At 63.9% G+C, this 23,648-nt stretch carries 19 protein-coding genes and 4 tRNA genes; 14 read left to right on the top strand and 9 right to left on the bottom strand.

Translation table 11 applies throughout. The features are described 5' to 3' along the window. Positions 1-2: 2 nt before the first annotated feature. Together GJ695_RS18215 and GJ695_RS18210 are read right to left on the bottom strand one after the other, a co-directional pair. Positions 3-1,043 carry a DmsE family decaheme c-type cytochrome gene (locus GJ695_RS18215; protein WP_154367181.1) on the bottom strand — a complete coding sequence of 347 codons (1,041 nt, stop codon included), beginning with the start codon at positions 1,041-1,043 and terminating at the stop codon, positions 3-5. 69 nt (positions 1,044-1,112) lie between these two features. Further along, positions 1,113-1,523 (bottom strand): hypothetical protein, encoded by a 411-nt coding sequence (locus GJ695_RS18210; RefSeq protein WP_154367179.1) that lies wholly within the window; start codon positions 1,521-1,523, stop codon positions 1,113-1,115. Between GJ695_RS18210 and GJ695_RS18205 the strand changes: the two genes are divergently transcribed. Together GJ695_RS18205 and GJ695_RS18200 are read left to right on the top strand one after the other, a co-directional pair. Next, positions 1,498-2,469, top strand: coding sequence for a DmsE family decaheme c-type cytochrome (locus GJ695_RS18205; protein WP_154367177.1), 972 nt, complete (start codon positions 1,498-1,500; stop codon positions 2,467-2,469). The genes GJ695_RS18210 and GJ695_RS18205 overlap by 26 nt on opposite strands. 12 nt (positions 2,470-2,481) lie before the next feature. Continuing rightward, a complete protein-coding gene (locus tag GJ695_RS18200; RefSeq protein WP_166455276.1) occupies positions 2,482-4,878 on the top strand; it encodes an MtrB/PioB family decaheme-associated outer membrane protein in 2,397 nt (798 codons plus the stop codon). Between the two features lie 126 nt (positions 4,879-5,004). Here the strand turns inward: GJ695_RS18200 and GJ695_RS18195 are convergent, their stop codons facing one another. The 4 genes from GJ695_RS18195 to rnr form a co-directional block, all read right to left on the bottom strand. Continuing rightward, positions 5,005-5,664: a YceH family protein gene (locus GJ695_RS18195; protein WP_154359933.1), complete on the bottom strand. Its 660-nt coding sequence runs from the start codon at positions 5,662-5,664 to the stop codon at positions 5,005-5,007. 11 nt (positions 5,665-5,675) lie between these two features. Next, positions 5,676-6,413: a serine O-acetyltransferase gene (gene cysE, locus GJ695_RS18190; RefSeq protein WP_154367173.1), complete on the bottom strand. Its 738-nt coding sequence runs from the start codon at positions 6,411-6,413 to the stop codon at positions 5,676-5,678. 150 nt (positions 6,414-6,563) lie between these two features. After that, positions 6,564-7,310: a 23S rRNA (guanosine(2251)-2'-O)-methyltransferase RlmB gene (gene rlmB / locus GJ695_RS18185; protein ID WP_154367171.1), complete on the bottom strand. Its 747-nt coding sequence runs from the start codon at positions 7,308-7,310 to the stop codon at positions 6,564-6,566. After that, positions 7,311-9,782 (bottom strand): ribonuclease R, encoded by a 2,472-nt coding sequence (gene rnr / locus GJ695_RS18180; protein WP_154367168.1) that lies wholly within the window; start codon positions 9,780-9,782, stop codon positions 7,311-7,313. A gap of 320 nt (positions 9,783-10,102) precedes the next feature. Here rnr and GJ695_RS18175 point away from each other — a divergent pair. Next, positions 10,103-10,187 (top strand) — tRNA-Leu (locus GJ695_RS18175). Positions 10,188-10,227: 40 nt separating this feature from the next. On the opposite strand, the gene GJ695_RS18170 is transcribed toward GJ695_RS18175, so the two are convergent. Beyond that, positions 10,228-11,823: an ATP-binding protein gene (locus tag GJ695_RS18170; RefSeq protein WP_154367167.1), complete on the bottom strand. Its 1,596-nt coding sequence runs from the start codon at positions 11,821-11,823 to the stop codon at positions 10,228-10,230. Between the two features lie 150 nt (positions 11,824-11,973). Between GJ695_RS18170 and GJ695_RS18165 the strand changes: the two genes are divergently transcribed. Further along, positions 11,974-12,058 (top strand) — tRNA-Leu (locus GJ695_RS18165). Between the two features lie 40 nt (positions 12,059-12,098). On the opposite strand, the gene GJ695_RS18160 is transcribed toward GJ695_RS18165, so the two are convergent. Continuing rightward, complete coding sequence (locus GJ695_RS18160; RefSeq protein ID WP_154367165.1) at positions 12,099-12,845, bottom strand: substrate-binding periplasmic protein; 747 nt, start codon at positions 12,843-12,845, stop codon at positions 12,099-12,101. A gap of 176 nt (positions 12,846-13,021) precedes the next feature. Between GJ695_RS18160 and GJ695_RS18155 the strand changes: the two genes are divergently transcribed. Continuing rightward, positions 13,022-13,106 (top strand) — tRNA-Leu (locus tag GJ695_RS18155). A 27-nt stretch (positions 13,107-13,133) separates the two neighbouring features. Then, positions 13,134-13,218: transfer RNA gene (locus GJ695_RS18150), tRNA-Leu, on the top strand. A 52-nt stretch (positions 13,219-13,270) separates the two neighbouring features. Here the strand turns inward: GJ695_RS18150 and GJ695_RS18145 are convergent. Next, entirely contained in the window at positions 13,271-14,119 is an 849-nt protein-coding gene (locus tag GJ695_RS18145) for an SDR family oxidoreductase (RefSeq protein ID WP_154367163.1), read from the bottom strand. Positions 14,120-14,217: 98 nt separating this feature from the next. Between GJ695_RS18145 and GJ695_RS18140 the strand changes: the two genes are divergently transcribed. The 8 genes from GJ695_RS18140 to GJ695_RS18105 all read left to right on the top strand — a co-directional run bounded on the left by GJ695_RS18140 (position 14,218) and on the right by GJ695_RS18105 (position 23,637). Next, positions 14,218-14,628, top strand: a complete 411-nt coding sequence (locus GJ695_RS18140) for a winged helix-turn-helix transcriptional regulator (RefSeq protein ID WP_154367161.1) — start codon at positions 14,218-14,220, stop codon at positions 14,626-14,628. Positions 14,629-14,700: 72 nt separating this feature from the next. Further along, positions 14,701-16,905 (top strand): ATP-binding protein, encoded by a 2,205-nt coding sequence (locus GJ695_RS18135; RefSeq protein ID WP_154367158.1) that lies wholly within the window; start codon positions 14,701-14,703, stop codon positions 16,903-16,905. Between the two features lie 96 nt (positions 16,906-17,001). After that, positions 17,002-18,159 (top strand): GGDEF domain-containing protein, encoded by a 1,158-nt coding sequence (locus GJ695_RS18130; protein ID WP_154367156.1) that lies wholly within the window; start codon positions 17,002-17,004, stop codon positions 18,157-18,159. A 3-nt stretch (positions 18,160-18,162) separates the two neighbouring features. Continuing rightward, positions 18,163-18,366: a hypothetical protein gene (locus GJ695_RS18125; protein WP_154367154.1), complete on the top strand. Its 204-nt coding sequence runs from the start codon at positions 18,163-18,165 to the stop codon at positions 18,364-18,366. A 65-nt stretch (positions 18,367-18,431) separates the two neighbouring features. Next, positions 18,432-18,965, top strand: coding sequence for a phasin family protein (locus GJ695_RS18120; protein WP_154367152.1), 534 nt, complete (start codon positions 18,432-18,434; stop codon positions 18,963-18,965). Between the two features lie 171 nt (positions 18,966-19,136). Continuing rightward, complete coding sequence (locus GJ695_RS18115; RefSeq protein WP_154367150.1) at positions 19,137-20,777, top strand: VRR-NUC domain-containing protein; 1,641 nt, start codon at positions 19,137-19,139, stop codon at positions 20,775-20,777. Next, on the top strand, positions 20,774-23,122 hold the full coding sequence (locus tag GJ695_RS18110; protein WP_154367147.1) for an ATP-dependent DNA helicase: 2,349 nt from the start codon (positions 20,774-20,776) through the stop codon (positions 23,120-23,122). The genes GJ695_RS18115 and GJ695_RS18110 overlap by 4 nt, the downstream gene beginning before the upstream one ends. Positions 23,123-23,172: 50 nt before the next feature. Beyond that, positions 23,173-23,637, top strand: coding sequence for a nuclear transport factor 2 family protein (locus GJ695_RS18105; RefSeq protein WP_154367145.1), 465 nt, complete (start codon positions 23,173-23,175; stop codon positions 23,635-23,637). The last annotated feature ends 11 nt before the right edge of the window (positions 23,638-23,648 follow it).

Genomic DNA, 23,648 nt, shown 5'->3' with positions numbered 1-23,648 from the left:
GGTTAGCGCACAAAACGTTTGCCGCCGGGGCTGTTGGAACCGTGCACCTGGGTGTGGCAGTTGGTGCAACCGCGGAACGCCAGCTGGGCCGATGGATTGTTCATCGCCACGCCCTGGCCGGTCAGCGGATTGGTGGTGCCGGCCAGCGCGCTTTGCGACGAGGCGTTGGCGACCGCGCCGCCCGGCAGGTTGGCCGCGCTGTAGACGGTGCCTGGGTGCGGCGCGCCGTCGGCGTGGCAGCTCTGGCACAGCCACGGACTGCGGGCTTTGAGCAGCGGCGCATTCGACGAGCCGTGCGGCGTGTGGCAGTTCATGCAGTCATCCATGGCCGATGGGTGTTCCCACAGGAACGGGCCGCGTTTCTCGGCATGGCAGCTGAAGCAGGTGTCGCGCACCGAGATGTCCTTCATCAGCTTCGGACCTTCGGAGCCGTGCGGGTTGTGGCAGTCGGAGCAGACCACCTTGCCGGCCTGGATCGGATGGGTCGAGTGGCGCAGGGTTTCCGAACGCTCGGTCTTGTGGCAGGAGAAGCAGGCGTCCGGCTGGGCGGTGCGCTCCAGCATGCGGTCCTTGCCCTGGGTGTGCACCTGGTGGCAGGAGACGCAGGACAGGTCCTGGCTCTGGTGCTTGCTGCCTTGCCACAGGTTGCGCTTGCCAGCCTTGTGGCAGCTCAGACAGCTGTCGTTGATGACGTCGGCGTCCGACTTGTTCTTGCCGACGAAGCGGCGGTCCGGCAGCGGACGTTTCGATTTGCCTTCAGGATTCTTGACGTGCGCCTCGCTCTCGCCGTGACAGGACTGGCAGTTGGGCGTGCGCGCATCGGCCTTCACGCCGTGGCGCGTCTTGTACATGGCCAGGATGGGCCGCTCCTCCGACTCGTCGTGACAGGCGGTGCAGATGGCGTCCTTCTTCAACGCCGCGCTGACCGTGCTGGCGCGGTTCGGCAGGTCGGGCAAGGCGGGATTGTCGGCAGCAAATGCCGCCGACACCGTCGCCGTCCCGGCGAGCAACGCCAGCAAGCTGATGAGTTTTCGTAGTTTCATTATTTCCCCTTGAAGTAACGGCGACCAGATGTCGCCCAGGGGGCTTTCAGCAAAAACGATGCCTATTTTTCAATTCTTTAAATGGAGAATGCGGCACCGGACCGCGCGCGCCGGGACGGCGGGAAACGCCGGCTGGCGGCCTTCGGCGCCGAACAAAATGCTGTGCGCGGCGCGGCGCTTGCCAACCTTGGGAAAAGCGCCGGCGCGGTCCCGCTTGCGGGAAATCCAGCGCCGTGAAAAGCGCCGCCGCGCTTTACCGGAAGTGGCAAAAGCGCGGCGGATTTTCTCAGCTTCGGGAATCTGGAACCATTCTCGGAACGACTCCACTTCTTCTTTGAAAACAATGACTTGCAAATTCAAGAGCGCGTATTTTGCCGCTTTTTTTGGCAGGCCCTGTTTTTGCATAGAAGGGGGTGGCAGCGATTCAGGCTGTCGAACATCTCGGAGAAAAATAATGAAGATACTGCGACTCGTTTCCATCCTGGCCTTCGCTGCCGGCATGGTGACTTCCTTCCCGGCGGCAGCTGCGGAAACGCTGACAGCGGACCAGGGCAGCGACCTGGTCCTGAAAGGCGACGCGAAATGCACCGCTTGTCACGATGAAAGCGACAACCCCCAACTGCTGCAGATCGGCAAAGGCAAACACGGCACCCGCGCCGATGGCCGCACGCCGACCTGCACCAGCTGCCACGGCGCCAGCGACGCCCACGCCGACAGCAAGACCCAGCAGCGGCCGGCCCCCGACCGCACCTTCACCAAGAACTCGAAGACGCCGGTGGCCGACCGCAACGACGCCTGCCTGAGCTGCCACGACAAGGACGCCAAGCGCTCGCACTGGGCCGGCAGCATCCACGATGCGCGCGACGTCGCCTGCACCTCGTGCCACCAGGTCCACACCGGCCACGATAAGGTCCGCGACAAGCGCACCCAGCCTGAAGTCTGCTACGCCTGCCACAAGGAGCAGCGCGGCCAGGTCAACCGCCCTTCGCACCACCCTATCCCGGAAGGCAAGATGGCCTGCTCGGATTGCCACAATCCGCACGGCTCGGTCGGTCCGAAACTGTTGAAACGCGACAGCGTCAATGACACCTGCTACACCTGCCACATGGAAAAACGCGGCCCGTTCGTGCACAACCACGAGCCGGTCAGCGAAGACTGCACGCTGTGCCACAACCCGCACGGCACCACGGCGGAAAACATGCTGAAAGCCCGTCCGCCCTTCCTGTGCCACCAGTGCCACACCCCGCACGGCGGCTTCATCCCGCAAGTGACCGGCGCCCAGGCCACCGCGCCGACGGCCAGCACGCCCGGCAAGTCCGGCGCCTGGGTGACCCAGGGCCGCGCCTGCAACAACTGCCACACCCAGGTCCACGGTTCGAACAATCCGACCGTCACCAATCCAACACCGCAATTCATGTTCCGTTGAGGAGGAATGAAAATGAACAGCAATCTGAAACAGCCCGCCCTGCGCCATACCGCGCTGGCGCTGGCACTGATGGCGATCTTTTCTACCGCCAGCGCCGAAGACGAAGTGGCCCAGCTGATCAAGCCTGACAGCGTGGTCATCGTCGGTCTCGGCGCGCTCAGCGGCGGCAAGGACGACCGCGCCATCTACGGCCAGTACAACGGCAAGCGCAACAGCGACGCCTACGCCATCGTCGACATCGACTGGGTCACGCGCGACGACGCCACCGGCACCTGGATGCGCATCAAGGTCGCCGACGGCGGCCTCGACGACCGCGAAGTCAGCTTTTCGCGCGAAAAACAAGGCGCGTGGAAATACAGCGCCGAGTACAGCGAACTGAATCGCGAATACCCGCGCACCATCAACACCGGCATGACCGGCGTCGGCACCACCTCGCCGGTGATCTCGCGCCTGGCCAAGGCCGGCACCGGCGCCAATGTCAACATCGGCACCGAGCGCAAGGCCGCCGGCCTCGGCTACGAGCAGTGGCTGACGCCGCAGCTGCAGTTCGAAGCCAACTTCAAGAACGAGGACAAGAGCGGCGCCCGCCTGTGGGGCCGTGGCTACGCCTGCGCGGCCTACGTCTGCGGCAGCTCGACCACCACCGCCATGAACCAGGCCAACTTCGCCGCCGGCGCGCTGCTGCTGGTGCCGGAGCCGATCGACTCGTCGACCAAGCAGATCGACATGCGCCTGAACTACCATGACGACAAGCTGCTGCTCAGTTTCGGCTACTACGGCTCGATGTACAACAACGCCAACGGCAGCCTGAATCCGATCGTGCCGAACGCCTTCAACAGCGGCCTCGGCGTGGCATTGCCCGGCTACCCGGCGGTGGGCAACAACATCATCGCCGGCGGCGGCATGAGCCTGCAGAACGTGCTGCAATCGGCGATGGCGCTGCCGCCGGACAACCAGGCGCACCAGCTGTACCTGGACGGCAGCTACGGCTTCAGCCGCACGGTCAAGGCCAACTTCAAGATCGCCTACACCCACGCCAGCCAGAACGACAACTTCGCCGCCAACGGCCTGACCGGCGCCCCGGCCGGCGTCGACAGCCTGGGCGCCAAGGTCGACACGCTGCTGACGCAGTTCGGCCTGACGGCGCGGCCGACCAGCAACCTGTCGCTGCTGGCCAACGTCAAGTACGACCACCGCGAGGACAAGACGCCGCTGTACCGCTATAACCTGGAAGCCGAGGCGGCCACGCCGGCCACCACGCCGGCCAGCTACACCAACAACGGCGCCGCCTGGTTCAACAACCGCACCAGCAATACCAAGACCGTGGCCAAGGTCGAGGCCAGCTATCGCCTGTCGCCGGCCTGGCGCGCCACGCTGGGCGGCGACTACAACGAGATCAAGCGTGAAGTGCCGACCTCGGCGGCGGACGACAACGTGGCCGGCCTGACCGCGCTGCGCGCCAAGACGGAGGAATCGGGCTATCGCCTGGAACTGCGCCGCAGCATGTCGGAAACGTTGAATGGTTCGTTGAGCTACTCGGAAAGCAAGCGCACCGGCTCGGACTGGACCACGCTGAGCACGCTCGATCCGGCCATCGCCGGCACCACCGCCGCCAACTTGGCGCTGATCAACCAGTATTGCGGCGGCAAGGCCTGCTATGGCCAGAAGCTGTCGTATGCGGCGATCCTGGCGCTGTCGGGCAACTCGGTGTTCCCGCTGTCGCTGACCGACGTCAAGCGCGACAAGTGGAAGTTCTCGCTGGACTGGAATCCGACCGAACGGCTGAACGTGCAGCTGGTGGCGGAGGACGGCAAGGACACCAACAACGCGCCGGTGTCGGCGCTGTACGGCGGCAAGGCATGGCGCGAGAGCGGTGTCTCGCTGTATAGCCTGGATGCGGGCTATATGCTGTCGGAGAAATTCTCGCTGAACGCGTATGCGTCGCATGGTGAGCAGACCCAGCACATCAACCATAGCACCGGGTATATGGCGGATCTGCACAACTTCAACGATGCGGCCGGACTGGGCCTGAAGTTCAAGGCGACGTCCAAGCTGAATCTGACGGCGACGCTGGCTTATCTGAATGACCGCAACAAGTATGGCGTGGCGGCGGCCAGTGGTGTCAGCGGCACGACCGTGACGGCGCCTAGCGCGGCGAATACGGCGCAGGCGGCGATTGGTTTGCCGGATGCGACTTTCCGTCAGGTCGGCCTGCGTCTGGCCGGCATGTATGCCTTGCAGCCGAACGCGGACCTACGCATCGACTACGGCTACTCGCGCGTGAAGTTCTATGAGTGGCAGTGGAGTAACAACGGCGTGCCGTTCACGTATTCGGATAATACGACCGTGAATATGCAGAATCGGCAGAATGTGGCGGATATTGCTGTGCGCTATATTTATCGCTTCTGATCTTTAACCCGCAGGGCGCTGCGGCCAGGGTCTGACCCCGTTCGGGGTCAGACCCTTTCGTTTTGGGCTTGCGGGGGCGATGGCGTTGTGGGGTGCGCGACGGCTCGGCTGCGCACCCCGCTGGCTTTATTCGAACTGTTTGCGGAATTCGGCGAACTGGGCGGTCAGGTCTTCGACCTGGCTGCGCAACTGCTGCACTTCCTGTTCCAGGGCGCCCAGGCGGCTGCCTTGTGCGACCGAGCCGCCCATTGTCGCGGCGGTTTCTTCGCGGGCCAGGGCTTCTTCGCCGCCCAGCAGCTGGCCGTAGCGCGGCTCCTTGGTGCCGGGCGCCAGTGGCAGCTTGGAGACCAGCGGCGGATATTTGTCGATCAGGAATTGCAGCGCCTGCTCGACGTCGGCCACGCTCTTGAAGTCATGCAGGCGGCCGCTGCGGGTGCGGATTTCGCCGGCCGTTTGCAGGCCGCGCAGCATCAAAATCGTCAGCACGGCCAGCTTGTCCTGCTCCAGCGACCATTTGATGCGCATGCGGTGTTCGTACTTGGTCACGCGCGCGCCAGCTTGCGTAATACCGTTGACGTACTTGCGCTGCATCAGCCGCTGCAATACTTCGGAGACGGCTTCTTCCGAAATCGCCATCACCGGGTCGCGGCTGGACAGCTGGTTGCAGCCGTTGACCAGCGCGTTCAGCGACAGCGGATAGTTATCCGGCGTCAGCGCTTCCTTTTCGGCCAGCACCGCCAGCACGCGGATTTCAAACGGGTCCAGTACTTCTGTGCCTTCTTCCATGTCTTGCTTCCTTATTCGACGAGCTTGTTCAGTTGGTCGGAATTCAATTTATCACAGTCGGGTACGCTTTGACACGCCAAGCCCGCCGCCTTCATGGTTGCCACCAGCTGTTCGATGCGCTGCTCCTGCTTGACGGCGTTCTCGATCAACCCGCGCAGCGCCTTCGACAGCGGGTCATCGCCGTTCGGCGTGACGCCATATGCGGCAAACGGATTGGCGGCGGCGTTGAGCAAATCCTTCTGCACGATGTGGGCCGGATTGCCGACCGCCGTGGCGCCCGGCGGCACCGGCTTCAACAGCACGGCGTTGGAGCCGACCTTGGCGTATTCGCCCACCGTGAAGCCGCCCAGCACCTTGGCGCCGGCGCCGATGATGACGCCGCGTCCAAGCGTCGGATGGCGCTTGGCGCCGGTATGCAGCGAGGTGCCGCCCAGCGTCACGCCCTGGTAGATGGTGCAGTCGTCGCCGACCTCGGCGGTTTCGCCGATCACCACGCCGAAGCCGTGGTCGATGAAGACGCGGCGGCCGATGGTGGCGCCGGGATGGATTTCAATCCCGGTGACGATGCGCGCCAGGTAGGAGACGAAACGGCCCAGCCATTTCATGTGGTGCGTCCAGTACCAGTGCGCCCAGCGGTGCATGACGATGGCTTGCAGGCCGGGATAGCAGGTCAGCACCTCCCAGGCGTTGCGGGCGGCGGGATCGCGTTCGATGATGCTGTTGATGTCTTGGCGTAGACGATGAAACATGGCGTATCCAGAATTGACAACCGGTGCTTGAATGGTAGCGTATCCGGCTGGGAGTTGCTGAACAGCGGCTGAGTTCGGAGGGAGATGTGAAAACCGGCAGCCCTCGAAATCGGCCGCCGGGTACTGCGTATCGCCTAACCGGAGGGCTTGTCAGCCCTCCTTGGCGATACGCTGGCGGCGGGCCTCGTACAGACAGACGCCCGAAGCGACCGACACGTTCAGACTCTCCACCGAGCCGAACATCGGAATGCTGACCAGCATGTCGCAGGTCTCGCGCGTCAGGCGGCGCATGCCCTCGCCTTCCGAACCCATGACCAGGGCGGTCGGGCCGGTGAAGTCGGCTTCGTACAGGCCTTTTTCGCCGTCGTCGGAGGTGCCGATCAGCCAGATGTCGCGGTCCTTCAGGTCGCGCAGAGTGCGCGCCAGATTGGTGACGGTGATGTAAGGCACGGTCTCGGCGGCGCCGCTGGCGACCTTGGCGGCGGTGGCGTTCAGGCCCACGGCACGGTCCTTCGGCACGATCACCGCATGGGCGCCGACGCCGTCGGCCACACGCAGGCAGGCGCCCAGGTTGTGCGGATCGGTGATGCCGTCGAGAACCAGCAGCAGCGGCGGGCCTTCGATGGCGTCCAGCAGTTCGTCCAGGTTGCGCGCCAGCGCCAGCTGCGAGGCAAACGCGATCACGCCCTGGTGACGGCGGGTGCCGACGATCTTGTCCAGGCGTGCCGAATCGACCGGCATCACGCGCACGCCAGCCGCTTTCGCGTTGGCGATCAGATCCTTCATGCGGCGGTCGTCACGGCCGACGTCGACGAAAATTTCTTCCACAGTGGCGGCCTCGTGACGCAAACGCGAGGTCACCGCATGGAAACCGAAAATCATTTTGTTCTTGCTCATTTATCGCTTCTTCTTACTTTTTGGAGCAGCTTGCGCTGCCCGGGGTGCTGCCGCAGGTTTCGCTGCGGCTTTGGGCTTGCGGGCTGCCGCTTTCGGCTTGGCTGCGGCGGGTGGCGCCGCAGCGGCGCTCTTGCGGGCCGGCTTGCCTGGCTTGGCGGCCGGAACGGCCGGGCCAGGCTTGATATTGGTCTTGCGGTCCTTCGACTGCGCGCCCGCCTTGTCCACGCGTGGCGGCGGCGCATCGGCGCCGGCCAGGCGCAGATCGATCTTGCGCGACTCCAGGTCGACCCGCACCACCTGCACGCTGACGCGGTCGGTCAGCTGGAACTTCTTGCCGCTGCGCTCGCCTTTCAGTTCGTGGCGGGCGTCGTCGTACTGGAAGTAGTCCTGGCCCAGGTCGGTGATGTGCACCATGCCTTCGACGAACAGCTGGTCCAGCTGCACGAAGATGCCGAAGGTGGTCACGCCGGTGATGATGCCGGTGTATTCCTCGCCCAGCTTGTCCTGCATGAAGTAGCACTTCAGCCAGTTCTCGACATCGCGCGAGGCTTCGTCGGCGCGGCGCTCGTTGGCCGAGCAGTGCACGCCGAGCGCGTCCCACACGGTCAGGTCGGCGGCGGATTTCTTCTCCTTGCCTTCGGCCTTGTCCTTGGCCTGCTGCTTGCGGGTGGCGTTCGAGACGTTGGTGTTCAGCACGCTGGTGCTTGGAATCTTCGGCTCGTACTTCTTGCCCAGCAGGATGGCCTTGATGGCGCGGTGCGTCAGCAGGTCCGGGTAGCGGCGGATCGGGCTGGTGAAGTGGGCATAGGCCTCATACGCCAGACCGAAGTGGCCGATATTATCCGGGCTGTAGACCGCCTGCTGCATCGAGCGCAGCAGCATGGTTTGCAGCAGCGACGCGTCCGGACGCTCCTTGATCTGCTTCATCAGCACGGCGTAGTCGCCGGCGGCCGGCTTGTCACCGCCGTTCAGGTTCAGGCCGACCTGCTTGAGGAAGGTGCGCACCTGCTTGAGCTTTTCAGCGGTCGGCGTGGCGTGGATGCGGTAGGTGCCCGGATGCTTGTTGCGGATCAGCAGATCGGCAGCGCACACGTTGGCGGTCAGCATGCACTCTTCGATCAAACGGTGCGCGTCGTTGCGGGTGCGCGGGATGATCTTTTCGATCTTGCCGTTCGGATTGCAGACGATATAGGTTTCGGTGGTCTCGAAATCGATGGCGCCGCGTTCGGCGCGGGCTTTCAGCAGCGCCTGGAACACGTCGTACAAATTCAGCAGATGCGGCACGATGCCTGGGCGGCGCGCGGCTTCCGGGCCCTTGGTGTTACCCAGGATGTCGGCCACTTCGGTGTAGGTCAGGCGCGCGGCCGAGTGGATCACGGCCGGGTAGAACTGGTAAGCCTTGATCTCGCCCTTGGCGGTGACCACGGCGTCGCACACCAGGGTCAGGCGGTCGACCGCCGGATTCAGCGAGCACAGGCCGTTCGACAGCTTTTCCGGCAGCATCGGGATCACGCGGCGCGGGAAATAGACCGAGGTGCTGCGTTCCAGCGCGTCGGCGTCGAGCGCATCGTTCGGCTTGACGTAGTGGCTGACGTCGGCGATCGCGACGATCAGGCGGAAGCCGTTGGCGCGGCCGATCTTGACCGGTTCGCAGTAGACCGCATCGTCGAAGTCGCGTGCGTCTTCGCCGTCGATGGTCACCAGCGGCACGTCGCGCAGGTCGACGCGCTCGCCCCAGTCCGCTTCGCGCACATGGTCAGGCAGCTTGTTGGCCTGGCGCAGCGCGGCGTCCGAGAAGATGTGCGGCACGCCGAACTTGCGCACGGCGATTTCGATTTCCATGCCGGGATCGTCCAGCGAACCGAGCACTTCGGCGATCTTGCCGACCGGCTGCTTGAAACGCATCGGCTGCTCGGTCAGCTCAACGCTGACCACCTGGCCTTGCTTGGCCTTGCCGATCGAACCTTCGATCAGCACGTCCTGGGCGATGCGCTGGTCTTCCGGCGCGACGATCCAGGCGCCGCTGTCGTTCTTCAGCAGGCGGCCGATGATGTGGGTATTGGCACGCTGCGTGACCTCGACGATGGTGCCTTCCGGACGGCCACGGCGATCGACGCCGATGACCTTGGCCAGCACGCGGTCGCCATGCAGCACTTTCTGCATTTCCTTCTCGGGCAGGAACAGGTCCTCGCCCGGCTCGTCCGGGATCACAAAGCCGAAGCCGTCGCGATGGCTGCTGACGCGGCCGGCGATGAAGCCGGTCTGCGTGGCCAGCGTGTAGTGGCCGGCGTCGTCAATCAGGATCTGGCCGTCGCGCTGCATGGCGTTCAGCCGGCGCGACAGGATGGCCTGTGCATCGGTGCCGACTTTCAGCGTTTTCGACAAGGCGCGCAGGTCCAACGGGCCGTTGGCGCTGCGGAAGATGCCGAGAATTTCCTCCCGGCTGGGAATGGTGTGTGTAGATTGGTTCAAAAGTTTCTTATTTTTGCAATGTTATTGACAGTGTTCAGAAAAAATCCGGCCTGGCAAAATCGTCAGGTGCATATATATGTCACGACGACAGGCGTAGTGTACTTGGAATCGTCTTGAATGACTAATTCAGCAGTTCGCATCAAAAAAATTACTGGCGGCATTTGACATCGCCATGGATTCCTCTATAATTCTGGTCTCTCGCGGCGAAAGCGGCGGGAACTGCTAGACAGGGTTGATGTGCAGTAAGGAATGTAAAAGTTCATCTGGCGCAAAACTCTCCCGGTCGATATAATAGCAGAGTTTTGTTGAGCAGCATCAGTGCCCACGTGGCGGAATTGGTAGACGCGCATGGTTCAGGTCCATGTGCCGCAAGGTGTGGGGGTTCGAGTCCCTCCGTGGGCACCACAGAATTCCGTTGTTAAAAGCCTCCTTCGGGAGGCTTTTTTCATTCTGTCCACTCCAAATGAAGGTGGGCGCCGATTTCCCGCAGCAGGTCGTGTTCGTTGACCGGCTTGGCCAGGAAGGCGTTGACGCCCACTTCCAGCGAGCGCTCCTCCTCTTCCGGCGTCGAGCTGGCTGAAATCATCAGCACCGGCGTGCCGGCCGTGCGCGCATCGGCGCGCAGGCGGCGCGTGGTTTCCAGCCCATCCATGCCCGGCATCACCATATCCAGCAATACCATGTCCGGCCGCTCGGCCTGCGTTTGCGCCAATGCCGACGTGCCGTTTTCCGCCTCGAAGGTACGGAAGCCCAGCGCGCCCAGCAGGTCGCGCAACAGCGCGCGGTTGGTGGCGACGTCGTCCACCACCAATATTGTCTTGCGCGGCCCGACGTAACCGGTGGCGATGCGCTCGCCGCTGACCAGGGCGCCGGGCGCCTCCACCACGTTGAGCAGCACGTCGAACCAGAAGCGGCTGCCTTTGCCGGGCCTGCTTTCGACTTGCAGCGCGCCGCCCATCAGCTGCACCAGCTGGCGGCTGATCGCCAGGCCCAGCCCGGTGCCGCCGGCGCGGCGCGAAGGATCGCCAACCTGTTCGAACGGGCGGAAGATCGCTTCCTGCTGATCGGCGGCGATGCCAATGCCCTGGTCGATCACTTCGAAACGCACGCGCGCCACGTCGGCAGCATCGCCCTGCCCCGCCGCCAGCCGCGACACGCGCAACTGCACCGCGCCACGGTCGGTGAACTTGACGGCGTTACCCAGCAGGTTCAGCAGCACCTGGCGCAACCGCGTTTCATCCACGCTGACGGCCAGCGGCAAGCCATCCATCAATTCCAGCTCGAAGTGTAGATGTTTTTGCTCGGCGCGCACGCGCATGATGTCGCCCACCACCGACAGCAGATCGCCCAGCCGCACCGGCTTCGGATGGAATTCCATCTTGCCCGCATCCACGCGCGACAGGTCCAGCACGTCGTTGATCAGCGCCAGCAGGTGTTGGCCGCCTTGCTGGATGGTGCTGATGCCGCCCTGCTGCGACATGGTCAGGCTCTTGTCGCGCTTGAGGATTTGCGCGTAGCCGAGAATAGCGTTGAGCGGCGTGCGCAGCTCATGACTCATCGAGGCGAGGAAGGCGCTCTTGGCGCGGTTGGCCACTTCGGCGCGTTCCATGGCGGCGCGCAAATCGTCGTTGGCCTTTTGCAGTTCGGCGTTGACGGCCGCCAGTTGCGCCGGACTGGGAATGCGCAGCGCGATCGGAATCAGGCGTATCATCGCAACCGCGGTCACCACCGAGGCGGCGGCGGTGATCGCCTTCAGCGTCACTGACAACACGTAGTCCGGATGCCACACCACCCAGATGTCGGCCAGGTGCGTGCTGCCGCAGGCAAGGATGAAGACGCCAAAGGCGATGAACATCCAGTCGAACGGCATGTCGCGCCGCTTGCGGATGAAGTAGACCAGGCTGATCGGAATCGTCAGGTAGGCCAGCGCGATCAGCGCGTCGGAAATCACGCTGGTCCACAGGATCGACGGTATCCACAGGAAGCAGTGCCCATGCGGCATGAAGCCCTGGCTGTTGAACCAGTTGCTGACCATTTCCATGCCGGCCTCCAGGGTGATTGAACTGACAGGCCTAGCTTACGAAACTGCATCACGCGGCGCAAGAAGAATAGCACTTGCGAAAAGCAAGCTGTTACCGTAAGATACTGGCCTCTGGTGCAGGCAACAGCGCAGCAGAAAAGCAGCAACAGTGCCCACGTGGCGGAATTGGTAGACGCGCATGGTTCAGGTCCATGTGCCGCAAGGTGTGGGGGTTCGAGTCCCTCCGTGGGCACCACAGAATTCCGTTGTTAAAAGCCTCCTTCGGGAGGCTTTTTTCATTTCAGCTCCTGCAAATACTCGGTGTATTTGCCGCTCTCCCTCAACCGCTTCAGCCCCTTGTTGAACAACGCCACGTAGCGGCGGTTGTCCTTGTTGCGCTTGTTGAGTATCAGATGGTAGTGCGTGATGTTGTAGGGATTCGGATCCCAGGTGATGCGCGCCGCCTGTTCGGGCGTCAGCGCGGTGCGCATGATTTCGCGGCCGACGTCCAGGTTCGCCGGAAACACATCGAAGCGCCCCGCCTCCAGCTTGCGGAAATTCAGCTCGTCGCTGACGGCGGAGCGGTCCATGTGAATAAACGGGTATTTGTCGAAGGTGTATTCATAGCCCGCCGTGCCGCCCATGCGCACACCCGCCAGTTGCTGGTAGCCGGCCCAGCGGAATGGATAGCTCTTCAGGTGAAACAGCACCGACTGGCCATCAAACACCACGTCGCTGAAATAGAAACGGCGCTGGCGGTCGCTGTCGCGGCCCGAGGTGCTCCACAGGATCGAACCGTTGGCCATGTCCGCCGCCGCTTCCGCATAGGCGCGGCTCCACGGCCGGAACACATAGCGCACCTCAACGCCTTCCAGCGCGAACGCCTCGCTGATGATGCGCGACAGCGGGCCGTAATGCGGCAAATACTCCGAGGTGTACGGCAGCCATTCGCTATTCGTCACCGTAATGGTTTCAGCGCCACGCGCATCCGGGAACAACACCAGCAAGCCAGCCGCAGCCAGCGCAAAGCGGAACACCTGCATTGTGGAGTGAATACGATGTTGAAAGAAACGCCATTATGATTCAACTTGTAATACAACCGGAAATGAAATAATTTCACAAAAGCAGCAGAATGCTATTGACGGGTATGCCGCCACACCTTAAGATGCGTGCCTTCTGTTGCTGAGCAAGCAGCAGAAAGTAGCTAGACAGTATCAGTGCCCACGTGGCGGAATTGGTAGACGCGCATGGTTCAGGTCCATGTGCCGCAAGGTGTGGGGGTTCGAGTCCCTCCGTGGGCACCAAGCACCGATACTGTTGAATGACAAAATGCCCACGTGGCGGAATTGGTAGACGCGCATGGTTCAGGTCCATGTGCCGCAAGGTGTGGGGGTTCGAGTCCCTCCGTGGGCACCAAGAATTCCGCAAAAAGCCTCCATAGCGTTTCGCGCCATGGAGGCTTTTTTCATTACAGCGCGGCTTTGACGGCGGCGGCCAGGGAGATGGTCGGGCGGCCGATCAGCTTGCCGAGGACGCCACTGTCGTCAAACAGTGCGCCTTTCGCGGCCTGGGCGTCGGAGTCGGCGATCAGTTCGGCCAGTGGCGCCGGCAGGCCGACATTCAGCAGCAGTTCGGTGTATTCCTGCTGCGGCAGATTATGGAACGGGATCTCCTTGCCGGTCTGGCGCGACACTTCCGCCGCCAGCTGCGCCAGCGTGAACGCCGTATCGCCCGCCAGTTCATACACCTGCTCCACCGCGCCGCTGCTGGCCAGCACCACCGCTGCCGCTTCGGCGTAGTCGGCGCGCGCCGCCGCGGCGATGCGGCCTTCGCCGGCGCCGCCGGCCAGCGCGCCGTGGGCGATCGCGCCGCCCAGGCTGACCGTGTAGTTCTCCACATACCAGCCGTTGCGCAGCAAGGTGTACGGCACGCCCGAGGCGCGCACCGCATCCTCGGTCTCGCGGTGCTCCGGCGCCAGACCGAGCGTCGAACGGTCCGCGTGCAGCACGCTGGTGTAGGCCAGCAGGCCGACCTTGGCGCGGACGGCGGCGTCGATCACATTGCGGTGCTGCGGCACGCGGTTGCCCAGCTCGTTCGAGGAAATCAGCAATACCTTGGTTGCGCCCTGGAAGGCGGCGTCCAGCGAGGCCGGATCGGTGTAGTCGGCGCGACGCACCAGCACGCCCTGAGCAGCCAGGTCGGCGGCCTTGGCCGGGTCGCGCACGGCGGCGACGATCTGCGCCGCAGGGACGCGCTTGAGCAGTTGGGAAATAACCAGGCGGCCCAGTTGGCCGGTTGCGCCAGTAACGATAATCATGATGAGGTTGCTCCTGAAAAGTGGATGCAGCCATCATATAGTCTATACTTACGAATTGTAAGTACGCACATTTTAGTAAGTACCCCTTGGAGCTTCCGATGACCAGCAAATCCCTGCGCAAGACCATCCAGCAACTCAACCAGGACCCGCAGCGCGCCCAGGTGATGGCCGCCGACTGCCCGTCGCGCGCCGTGCTCGGCCACATCACCAGCCGCTGGGGCGTGCTGGTGCTGGTGATGCTGCTGGAACGCACCCACCGCTTCAGCGAGCTGCGCCGCGCCGTGGGCGGTGTCAGCGAAAAAATGCTGGCGCAGACGCTGGACGCCCTCGCCTACGACGGCATGGTGCTGCGCGTGGCCCACCAGGTGGTGCCGCCGCACGTCGAATACAGCCTGACGCCCCTGGGCCGGCAAGCCGCCGAGCGGCTGGAAGTGCTGGTCGACTGGATCGAGGACAATTTCCCCCTTATCCAGCAGGCACAGGACGCTGCCGCACTGAAAGCCGCATAAGGCCTCTCCGCGCGTGGCGATCTTGTAATACACTGGTCTCCACGCCGCACTGCGGAGCCGTACCAGTCACATATGATGCCGCCGTTCTCAGCCGATCAGCCGCACACCATCCTGCTAGCCGTCAGCACGGCCTACGATACTGCCGCGCTGCGGCGCATGCTGGCGCGGCACAATTTCGAAGTGCAAGCCGTCAGCCGCGGCGACGAGGCGCTGGCCGCCGTCCGCGGCGGCAAGATCGCGCTGGCCCTGCTGGACGTGACGCTGGCCGGCAGCGCCGCGCTGGAACTGTGCCCGCGCCTGCAACAGGCCAGCGCCCATCCGCTGCCGGTGTTCCTGCTGTCCGCCAACTCCAGCGAGGAGGAGCGCCAGCGCGCCCAGGAAGCCGGCGCCACCGCCTACCTGCCGATGAGCTTCAACGCCGACGACCTGGCGGAAAAAATCCTGCTGCACCTGCAAGTGCTGGCGCCGGCGCCGGTGCTGTCCGGCATGCCGACCATGGCGACGCTGGAAGTCAACTACCACACCATGCTGTCCGGCTCGCCGGACGCCATCCTGCTGATGCAGCGCGGCAACTACCGCATTCTCGACATCAACCGCGGCACGCGCCAGCTGTTCGGCATGACCGAAACCGAGCTGGTGCAAACCGACCTGCTGTCGCTGTGCCCGACGCTGCAACCGGACGGCCAGCCCAGCGACCACGTGCTGGGCGTACTGGTGACGCAGATCATGGCCGGCGAACTGCAGGTGTTCGAGCTGGAAATGCGCCACAGTTCCGGCCGCCCGATCGCCTGCGAACTGCGGATGGTGCCGCTGACCACCGCCGAGCACCGGCTGATGCATGTGCGCATCGTCGACGTCACCCCGCGCAGGCTGGCCGCCGCCCTGCGCGACGGCAAGAACGAGCTGCTGGAAATGATCGCCCGGGGCGCGCCGCTGCCCGAGACGCTGGACAAGCTGGTGCGCATGATCGAAGCCCAGATCGACGGCGGCCACTGCACCGTGATGCTGCTCAATCCGGACGGCGTCACGGTCCACAGCGCGGCCGGCCCCAGCATGCCGCGCGACTACCTGGCGGCGCTCAACGGCCTGCCGATCGGCCCGGCGGCCGGCTCCTGCGGCACCGCCATGTTCCGCAAGGAGACGGTGATCGTCAGCGATATCCTCAACGACCCGCTGTGGGCGCCCTACCGCAACGCCGCCGCCCATTACGGCCTGCGCGCCTGCTGGTCGATGCCGATCCTGCTGGACAAGGACACCGTGCTCGGCTCGTTCGCCATGTACTACCAGGAGGTGCGCGAACCGAACGACGACGACCGCCGCCTGATCCACACCGCCACCCACCTGGCCGGCATCGCCGTCGCCCGCACCCGGCGCGAGGAAGAACTGCTGCGCCACCGCGAGCACCTGGAAGACCTGGTGGCGGCGCGCACCGCCGAACTGCGCCAGGCCAAGGAAGACGCCGAGCACGTCAACGAGGAACTCAGCACCGCACTGGACAACCTCAGCATGACGCAGGAAGAACTGGTGCGGCGCGACAAACTGGCCGCCCTCGGCGCGCTGGTGGCCGGCGTCGCCCACGAGTTGAACACGCCGATCGGCAACAGCCTGACCATGGCCGGCAGCATGAGCGAGCGCACCGCCGAACTGCGGCGCGACCTCGACAGCGGCCTGCGCAAGTCGGTGCTGGCCGCATATCTTGAACAGGCCGCCAGCGCCGACGAAGTGGTGCTGCGCAACCTGAAGCGCGCCGCCGCGCTGGTCGACAGCTTCAAGCGCATCGCGGTGGACGGCGCCGGCAGCCAGCGCAGCCGCTTCGTGCTGGGCGACGTGGTGGCGGCGCTGCTGCAATCGGTGCAGGCCGAACTGCGCGCAAAAGAGCTGGAACTGATCGAGGACGTCGATCACTGGCTGGAGCTGGACAGCTATCCCGGCCCGCTGACGCAGGCGCTGCACCACCTGATCGACAACAGCCTGGTGCACGGTTTCGGCGGCCGCAACCACGGCCAGGGCAGCATCACGCTGTCGGCGCACGACAGCGGCAACGGCGAGATCACTCTCACCCTGAGCGACACCGGGGCCGGCATCGCGGCGGAAAACCTGCCGCGCATCTACGATCCCTTCTTCACCACGCGCATGGGATCGGGCGGCTCGGGACTTGGTTTGTATATAACACACAACATCGTCACCGGCGTGCTCGGCGGCCGGATCGAGGCCGCCAGCACGCCGGGACGCGGCACCAGCGTCATGCTGCGCCTGCCGAAAGTGGCGCCGCTGTAGGCCGCACGAAGATTTTTCCGCATCGCAACTGTTGCAGTCGTATAATTGACTATGACAGACCGGCAAGCAGCCGGCCACCAGCGGAGACTCGCAGCCATGCCCTCGAATCCTGTTTCGTCCAGGACAATCAAAGTCGCGCCCCTCAAGTGCGAGTTCTGCGATACAGCGACTGAAAACGATTTCTTACGTCATCACCTGGCCACCACGCAGGCGCAGCTGCGCGTCACTTTCCTGTTCTGCGCGCTGTTTTACCTGTGCTTTGCCGTCACCGACCTGATCTGGATCGGCTATGAGCTGAAAACCTGTTTGCTGGTGGGCGCACGCGTGGCCGTGGCGGCCGTGGTGCTGGCCTGCGTCTCCATGCTCAAGCGCCGGCCGGACTCCATCCCCTTCACCCACGTGGCCGCCAACATTGTCGAAGTGGCGGGCGCGGCCGGCTTCCTGTTGATCGCCGCGCTGCGGCCGAACGAGTTTTCGCTGCACGCGATGTCGATGTCCATCGTGCTGATCGTCATCTACATCTACATCCCGAACCGGCTGGTCTACGCGGCGGCGATCGCGGCGGTGGCCACCGCCGCCTTCGTCTGGCTGGCGTGGTGGCAAGGAGGCGTGCACGGCATGGAGCTGGGCACCATGGCCGCGCTGCTGGTGCTGGGCAATGTGTTCGGCTACGTGGCCGCGCGGCGCTACCAGATGCTGTCACGCGAGGAATACAGCGCGCAGATGGTGCTGAAAAACCTGTCGGTGCGCGATCCGCTGACCGGCTGCTACAACCGGCGCCACCTGCACGAACAGCTGCTGGAAACGGAAATCTCGCGCGCCCAGCGCTACCGCCTGAGCCTGACCGTCATCATGAGCGACCTGGACCATTTCAAGGCGGTCAACGACACCTACGGCCACTACGGCGGCGACGCGGTGCTGCAACGCTTCGCCGCGCTGCTGCAATCGATGACGCGCGACAGCATCGACAGCGTGGTGCGCTACGGCGGCGAGGAATTCCTGCTGATCCTGCCGGAAACCGACCTGGCCGGCGGCGAACTGCTGGCCGAACGCCTGCGCCAGACGCTGGCCGCGACGCCGGTCGCGCACCAGGGCCAGCAGATCACGGTGACCGCCAGTTTCGGCGTCGCCAGCGTGGATTTCGCCACCTCCACCCATGCCGCCCACCTCAATATGATCGCGGCGGCCGACGATTTGCTGTACGCTGCGAAAAACAGCGGCCGCAATCGCGTCTGCGCTCAACAACTGGTGTAAGGCATGAAGACATCGAAACGGAAGCTGGCATTGGTTCTGGCGCTGTGCTGCGGCACGCTGGCGGCGGCGCCGGCGCCATGGTGGAAATGGCGCAGCAAGATCGACGGGGTATTGATCTGCTCGCAGACGCCGCTGGGTGAAGGCTGGGATCGTGCTTACGGCCCCTTCAAAGACGCCCGTTGCGAAAAATTAATTGTTATTCGATAATCAAACCATAAAAACACGGTTGAACCGGAAGCGTTGCATCCCTACATTTCTTATGAGGAGACAGTATGTTTACGAATCCAGAGCAATTTGCCAACGCCACCAAGGCGCTGTTTGAATTCCAGCTTGAAACCTTCAACACCCTGACCAGCAAGACCGTGCAGGGTGTGGAGCAAGTCATCGCACTCAACCTGTCCACCGCCAAGTCGCAACTGGCCGGCGGTCTGGCCACCGGCAAGGAAATGAGCCAAGCGGCCGACGCCAAGGCCGCGATCCAGGCCGCCGCCGAAAAGATCCAGCCGGGCGTAGCCAGCGCCGCCGCCTACAACCAGCAGTTGGGCGACATCATCGCCGAGATCCGTGAAGAATTCACCCGCGCCGCCGACGCCCACGTGGCCGAAGCCAAAAGCAACCTGAGCGCGCTGATCTACGACGTCACCAAGAACGTGCGTCCCGGTTCGGAAAACGCCGTCGACATCGTCAAGACCGCGATCGACAACGCCTTCGCCGGCTACGAACAGGTGACCAAAGCCACCAAGCAGGCAGTACAAGCCGTCGAAGCGGAAATCGCCAAGGCCAACGCCTTAGTAGCCAAGAAATAAACTCCGGGGTCAGGTCCCCCATTTCTACACGAGCCCGGCCGTAACGCGCTTTACGGCCGAGCTCGTGTAGAAATGGGGGACCTGACCCCGTATTTTTTGCTGTGCAAACGGGGAGGAACGGGATACACTGTACATAAATACAGTCTATCGCCTTCGCTCCTTCCCGCTGCAATGATCAAAGTTCTGGAAAATCCGTTCTACTACCTGGAGAATTTTCACCAGGTATTGGCGTGGATCGGCGACCGCTACGACGACCTGCTGACCACCGACGAACGCCAGTTCCTCGCCTCCTTCCCCGCCCTGCCACAAGCCTCGCGCGCGCTGTTCGTGCGCATGGTGATGCGCAAGGGGACGATTTTCCGCGCCAGCAAACTGGTTTACGCCGAAATCGGCAGCACCCACGAAGCGGCCCGGCCGCTGGCCGAACTCGGCCTGATCGAGGAAGATCCGTCGCTGGGTCTGGACGAGCTGTTCGACCTGCTGCAAAAGCCGGAAATCGTCAAGGTGTTCCAGCTCGGCGCGCACGTCAAGCATCTGCGCAAGGCCGATCAGCTGGAAGCGCTGCGCGAGGAATATGACGCCGCGCACCGCTTCTCCGGCTGGTACGCCAACTCCGGCGACCACGTCTACCGCAACCTGACGCAGGAACTGTGCGACCGCCTGCGCCTGATCTTCTTCGGCAACTACCACCAGGACTGGACCGACTTCGTGCTGTCCGACCTCGGCATCTACCAGTACGAAAAAGTGGAGTTCTCGCCGGCCGCACGCGGCTTCCGCAGCCGCCGCGACATCGACGATTTCCTCGCCATCCACCACTGCCACGAACGCTTTGCCGAAGGCGAAGAGCCGGCCGCCGTGATCCGCGACCTGCCGCCCTGCGCGGCGGACAACGAATGGCTGCGCAGCCGCCGCAACAAGCTGCTGTTCGCCATCGCCCAGCACGTGGAAAAGCTGCGCGACTGGCCCGCCGCGCATGCGATGTATGCCGATTGCGATTATCCCGGCGCCCGCGCCCGCGCCATTCGCGTGCTGGAAAAAAACGAGCAGCCGCGTGAAGCCTTCGACCTGCTGCAAACCGCGCTGCAAGCGCCCGAGAGCGAAGCCGAACGCCAGCAACTGCTGCGCATGGCGCCGCGCCTGGCGCGCAAGCTGGGCCACGCCAAGCCGCCGCCGGTGACGCTGGCCCAGGCCGAGCGCATCGACCTGAGCCTGCCGCCGCCGCAGGAAGCCAGCTACGTCGAATTCGTGGTGCGCGACCACCTGAGCAAGGAAGACGCGCCGGTCTACTACGTCGAAAATTCGCTGATGAATTCGCTGTTCGGCCTGCTGTGCTGGGAGGCGGTGTTCTCGCCGATTCCCGGCGCCTTCTTCCATCCCTACCATCGCGGCCCGGCCGACCTGCACAGCGCCGACTTCCAGCGCCGCCGCGCGCAGCAGTTCAACGCCGCGCTGTCGCAGCTGGACGATGAGCAGTACCGCGCCACCATCCGCGCCAACTTCGCCTTCAAGTACGGCATCCAGTCGCCGTTCGTGTTCTGGGAAGCGATTGACGAGGAGCTGCTGGACCTGGCGCTGGACTGCATCCCCGCGCAGCACCTGAAGCGCGCCTTCGAACGCATCCTGCTGGACATCAAGTCCAACCGCAGCGGCTTCCCGGACCTGATCCAGTTCTGGCCGGCCGAGCGCCGCTACAACATGATTGAAGTGAAGGGTCCGGGCGACCGCCTGCAGGACAACCAGCTACGCTGGATCGAATACTGCGCCGCGCACCAGATGCCGATCTCGGTGTGCTACCTGCAGTGGGCGGCATGACGCAGCCGGCCCGCTATACCGTCGCCGTGCGCGCGCTGTGCGAGTTCACCGCCAAGGCCGGCGACCTCGATCTGCGCTTCACGCCCTCGCCCACCGCCCAGGAAGGCATCGCCGGTCATGGCGTGGTGACGGCGCGCCGCGACGACGACTACCAGACCGAGATTACGCTGTCCGGCGACTTCGGCCCGCTGCACGTGCGCGGCCGCGCCGACGGCTACGACATCCGCGCCAACCGGCTGGAGGAAATCAAGACCTATCGTGGCGACTTGAAGAAGATGCCGGACAACCAGCGCGCGCTGCACTGGGCACAGGTGAAAATCTACGGCCACCTTCTCTGCCAGGACCAGGGACTGGACAAGGTGCGCCTGGCGCTGGTGTATTTCGACATCGGCAGCCAGAAGGAAACCGTGCTGCACGAGGACCACACGGCCGCCGGCCTGCAAGCCTATTTCGAGCAGCAGTGTGGCCTGTTCCTGCAATGGGCGCAGCAGGAAATGGCGCACCGCGCGGAACGCGACTGGCAACTGAAGGCGATGCGCTTCCCCTACGGCGATTTCCGTCCCGGCCAGCGCCAGCTCGCCGAAGCCATGTACCGCGCCAGCAACCGCAAGGTGTGCCTGCTGGCGCAGGCGCCGACCGGCATCGGCAAGACCGTCGGCAGCCTGTTCCCGATGCTGAAGGCCAGCGCCGAACATGGCGTCGACAAAATCTTCTTCCTGGCCGCGAAAACCTCGGGCCGGCAGATGGCGCTCGATGCCGTGGACCTGATCCGCGAAGGCGCGCCGCTGCTGCCCTTGCGCACGCTGGAGCTGGCCGCCAAGAGCACCGCCTGCGTCAATCCGGACAAGGCCTGCCATGGCGACTCCTGCCCGCTGGCCAAGGGCTTCTACGACCGTCTGCCGGCCGCGCGCGAATCGGCGCTGGTGATCATGGCGCCGTCAGCGAACGGCAGCGCGCCGCCGGCGCTGGACCGCGACACGCTGCGCGCCATCGCCCTCGCCCACAACGTCTGCCCGTATTATCTGAGCAGCGAAATGGCGCGCTGGAGCGACATCGTCATCGGCGACTACAACTACTACTTCGACATCAGCGCCATGCTGCACAGCCTGACGCAGCTCAATGATTGGAAGGTCAACGTGCTGGTGGACGAGGCGCACAATATGGTGTCCCGCGCGCGCAAGATGTATTCGGCCGACATGGAGCACGACAGCCTGCGGCTGCTGCGCAAGATCGTTCCCGACGAATTGAAAAAGCCGCTCGACCGCGTGCACAAGCAATGGAACCAGCTGGAGAAAGACCAGACGGCCGAATACCAGTCCTACGCCGAGCTGCCGGACAAGTTCATGGGCGCCTTGCAGACGGCGTCCACCGCCATCTCCGACTACATGGCCGACCATCCTGGCTATGTGGAGCCGGACCTGCAAAGCTTCTACTTCAACGCGCTGATGTTCGCGCGGCTGGCGGAGAGCTTCGGCGACCATGCGCTGTTCGATATCGAAAAGGCCGCCGGTGCGCGCGCCAGCAACAGCAACTCGGTGCTCTGCATCCGCAACATCGTGCCGGCGCCGTATCTGAAGCCGCGCTTTGAAAGCACGCACACCACGGCGCTGTTCTCGGCTACGCTCAGTCCATGGAACTACTTTGGCGACATGCTCGGCATGCCGGAGACCACCGCCTGGGTGGATGTCGAATCGCCGTTCGTGGCGGAGCAGCTGTCGGTGCAGGTGGCGGCGCACATCTCGACGCGCTACGCCCACCGCCAGCAATCGCTACGGCCCATCGCGGAGTTGATGGGCAAGCAGTATCAGCGCGAGCGCGGTAACTACCTGGCGTTCTTCAGCAGCTTCGATTACATGGAAAAGGCCGCCAACCAGTTCAGCGAGCTGCATCCGGACGTGCCGGTGTGGCGCCAGTCGCGCCGCATGGACGAGGCGGAGCGCGCGCAATTCCTCGAGCGCTTCACGCTCGACAGCGAAGGCATCGGCTTCGCCGTGCTGGGCGGCTCGTTCGGCGAAGGCGTTGACCTGCCTGGCGCGCGGCTGATCGGCGCGTTTGTCGCCACGCTCGGCCTGCCGCAGATTAATCCCGTCAACGAACAGATACGGGCGCGCATGGAGACCATCTTCGGTGCCGGCTACGACTATACCTACACCTATCCCGGCATGCAAAAAGTGGTGCAGGCGGCCGGCCGTGTGATCCGCACCCAGTCCGACCGCGGCACCGTCTACCTGATCGACGACCGCTTCGGCCGGCCGGAAATCCAGGAGCTGATGCCCAGCTGGTGGCGCGTGGAACGCCATTCGCCCCTCGCAATCAACGGTTCGTCGGAAAACGCCGACGCCTGAACGGCGGCGCGCGATAAGATTGTGTTTATCGCCACCACACGGAGCCGGTCATGAAGAAATGGAGCCTCAGTTTATTGTTGTGCGCAGTCGCTGGCAGCGTCCATGCGACGGACGATGCGGCGCTGACCGCCACCATCGCCAAACTGGACACGGACATGTTCAACGCCTTCAACCAGTGCGACAAGCCGGGGCAACTGGACAGGTACGCCAGCTACTTCGACACCAACATCGAGTTCTATCACGATAACGGCGGCGTCACCTGGACCCGCGACGCCATGATCGCCAACACGCGCAACAACGTCTGCGGCAATTACCGCCGCGAACTGGTGCCGGGCAGCTTGAAAGTGGTGCCGGTGAAGGACTTCGGCGCCATCGCCACCGGCTCGCACATCTTCTGTGAGTTCAGCAACAACAAGTGCGAGGGCATCGCCGAATTCACCATCATCTGGCGATTGCGCGACGGCGGGTGGCAAATCACCCGCGCGCTCAGTTACGGGCACCGCGCCAACAAATAATTAATTTGGCC

It is taken from the genome of Duganella alba, assembly GCF_009674495.1.
In the GTDB taxonomy this organism is placed as follows: Bacteria; Pseudomonadota; Gammaproteobacteria; order Burkholderiales; family Burkholderiaceae_D; genus Rugamonas; species Rugamonas alba.
The sequence above is the reverse complement of the archived record's forward strand: the minus strand, read 5'-3'. Positions and strand labels throughout refer to the sequence as shown.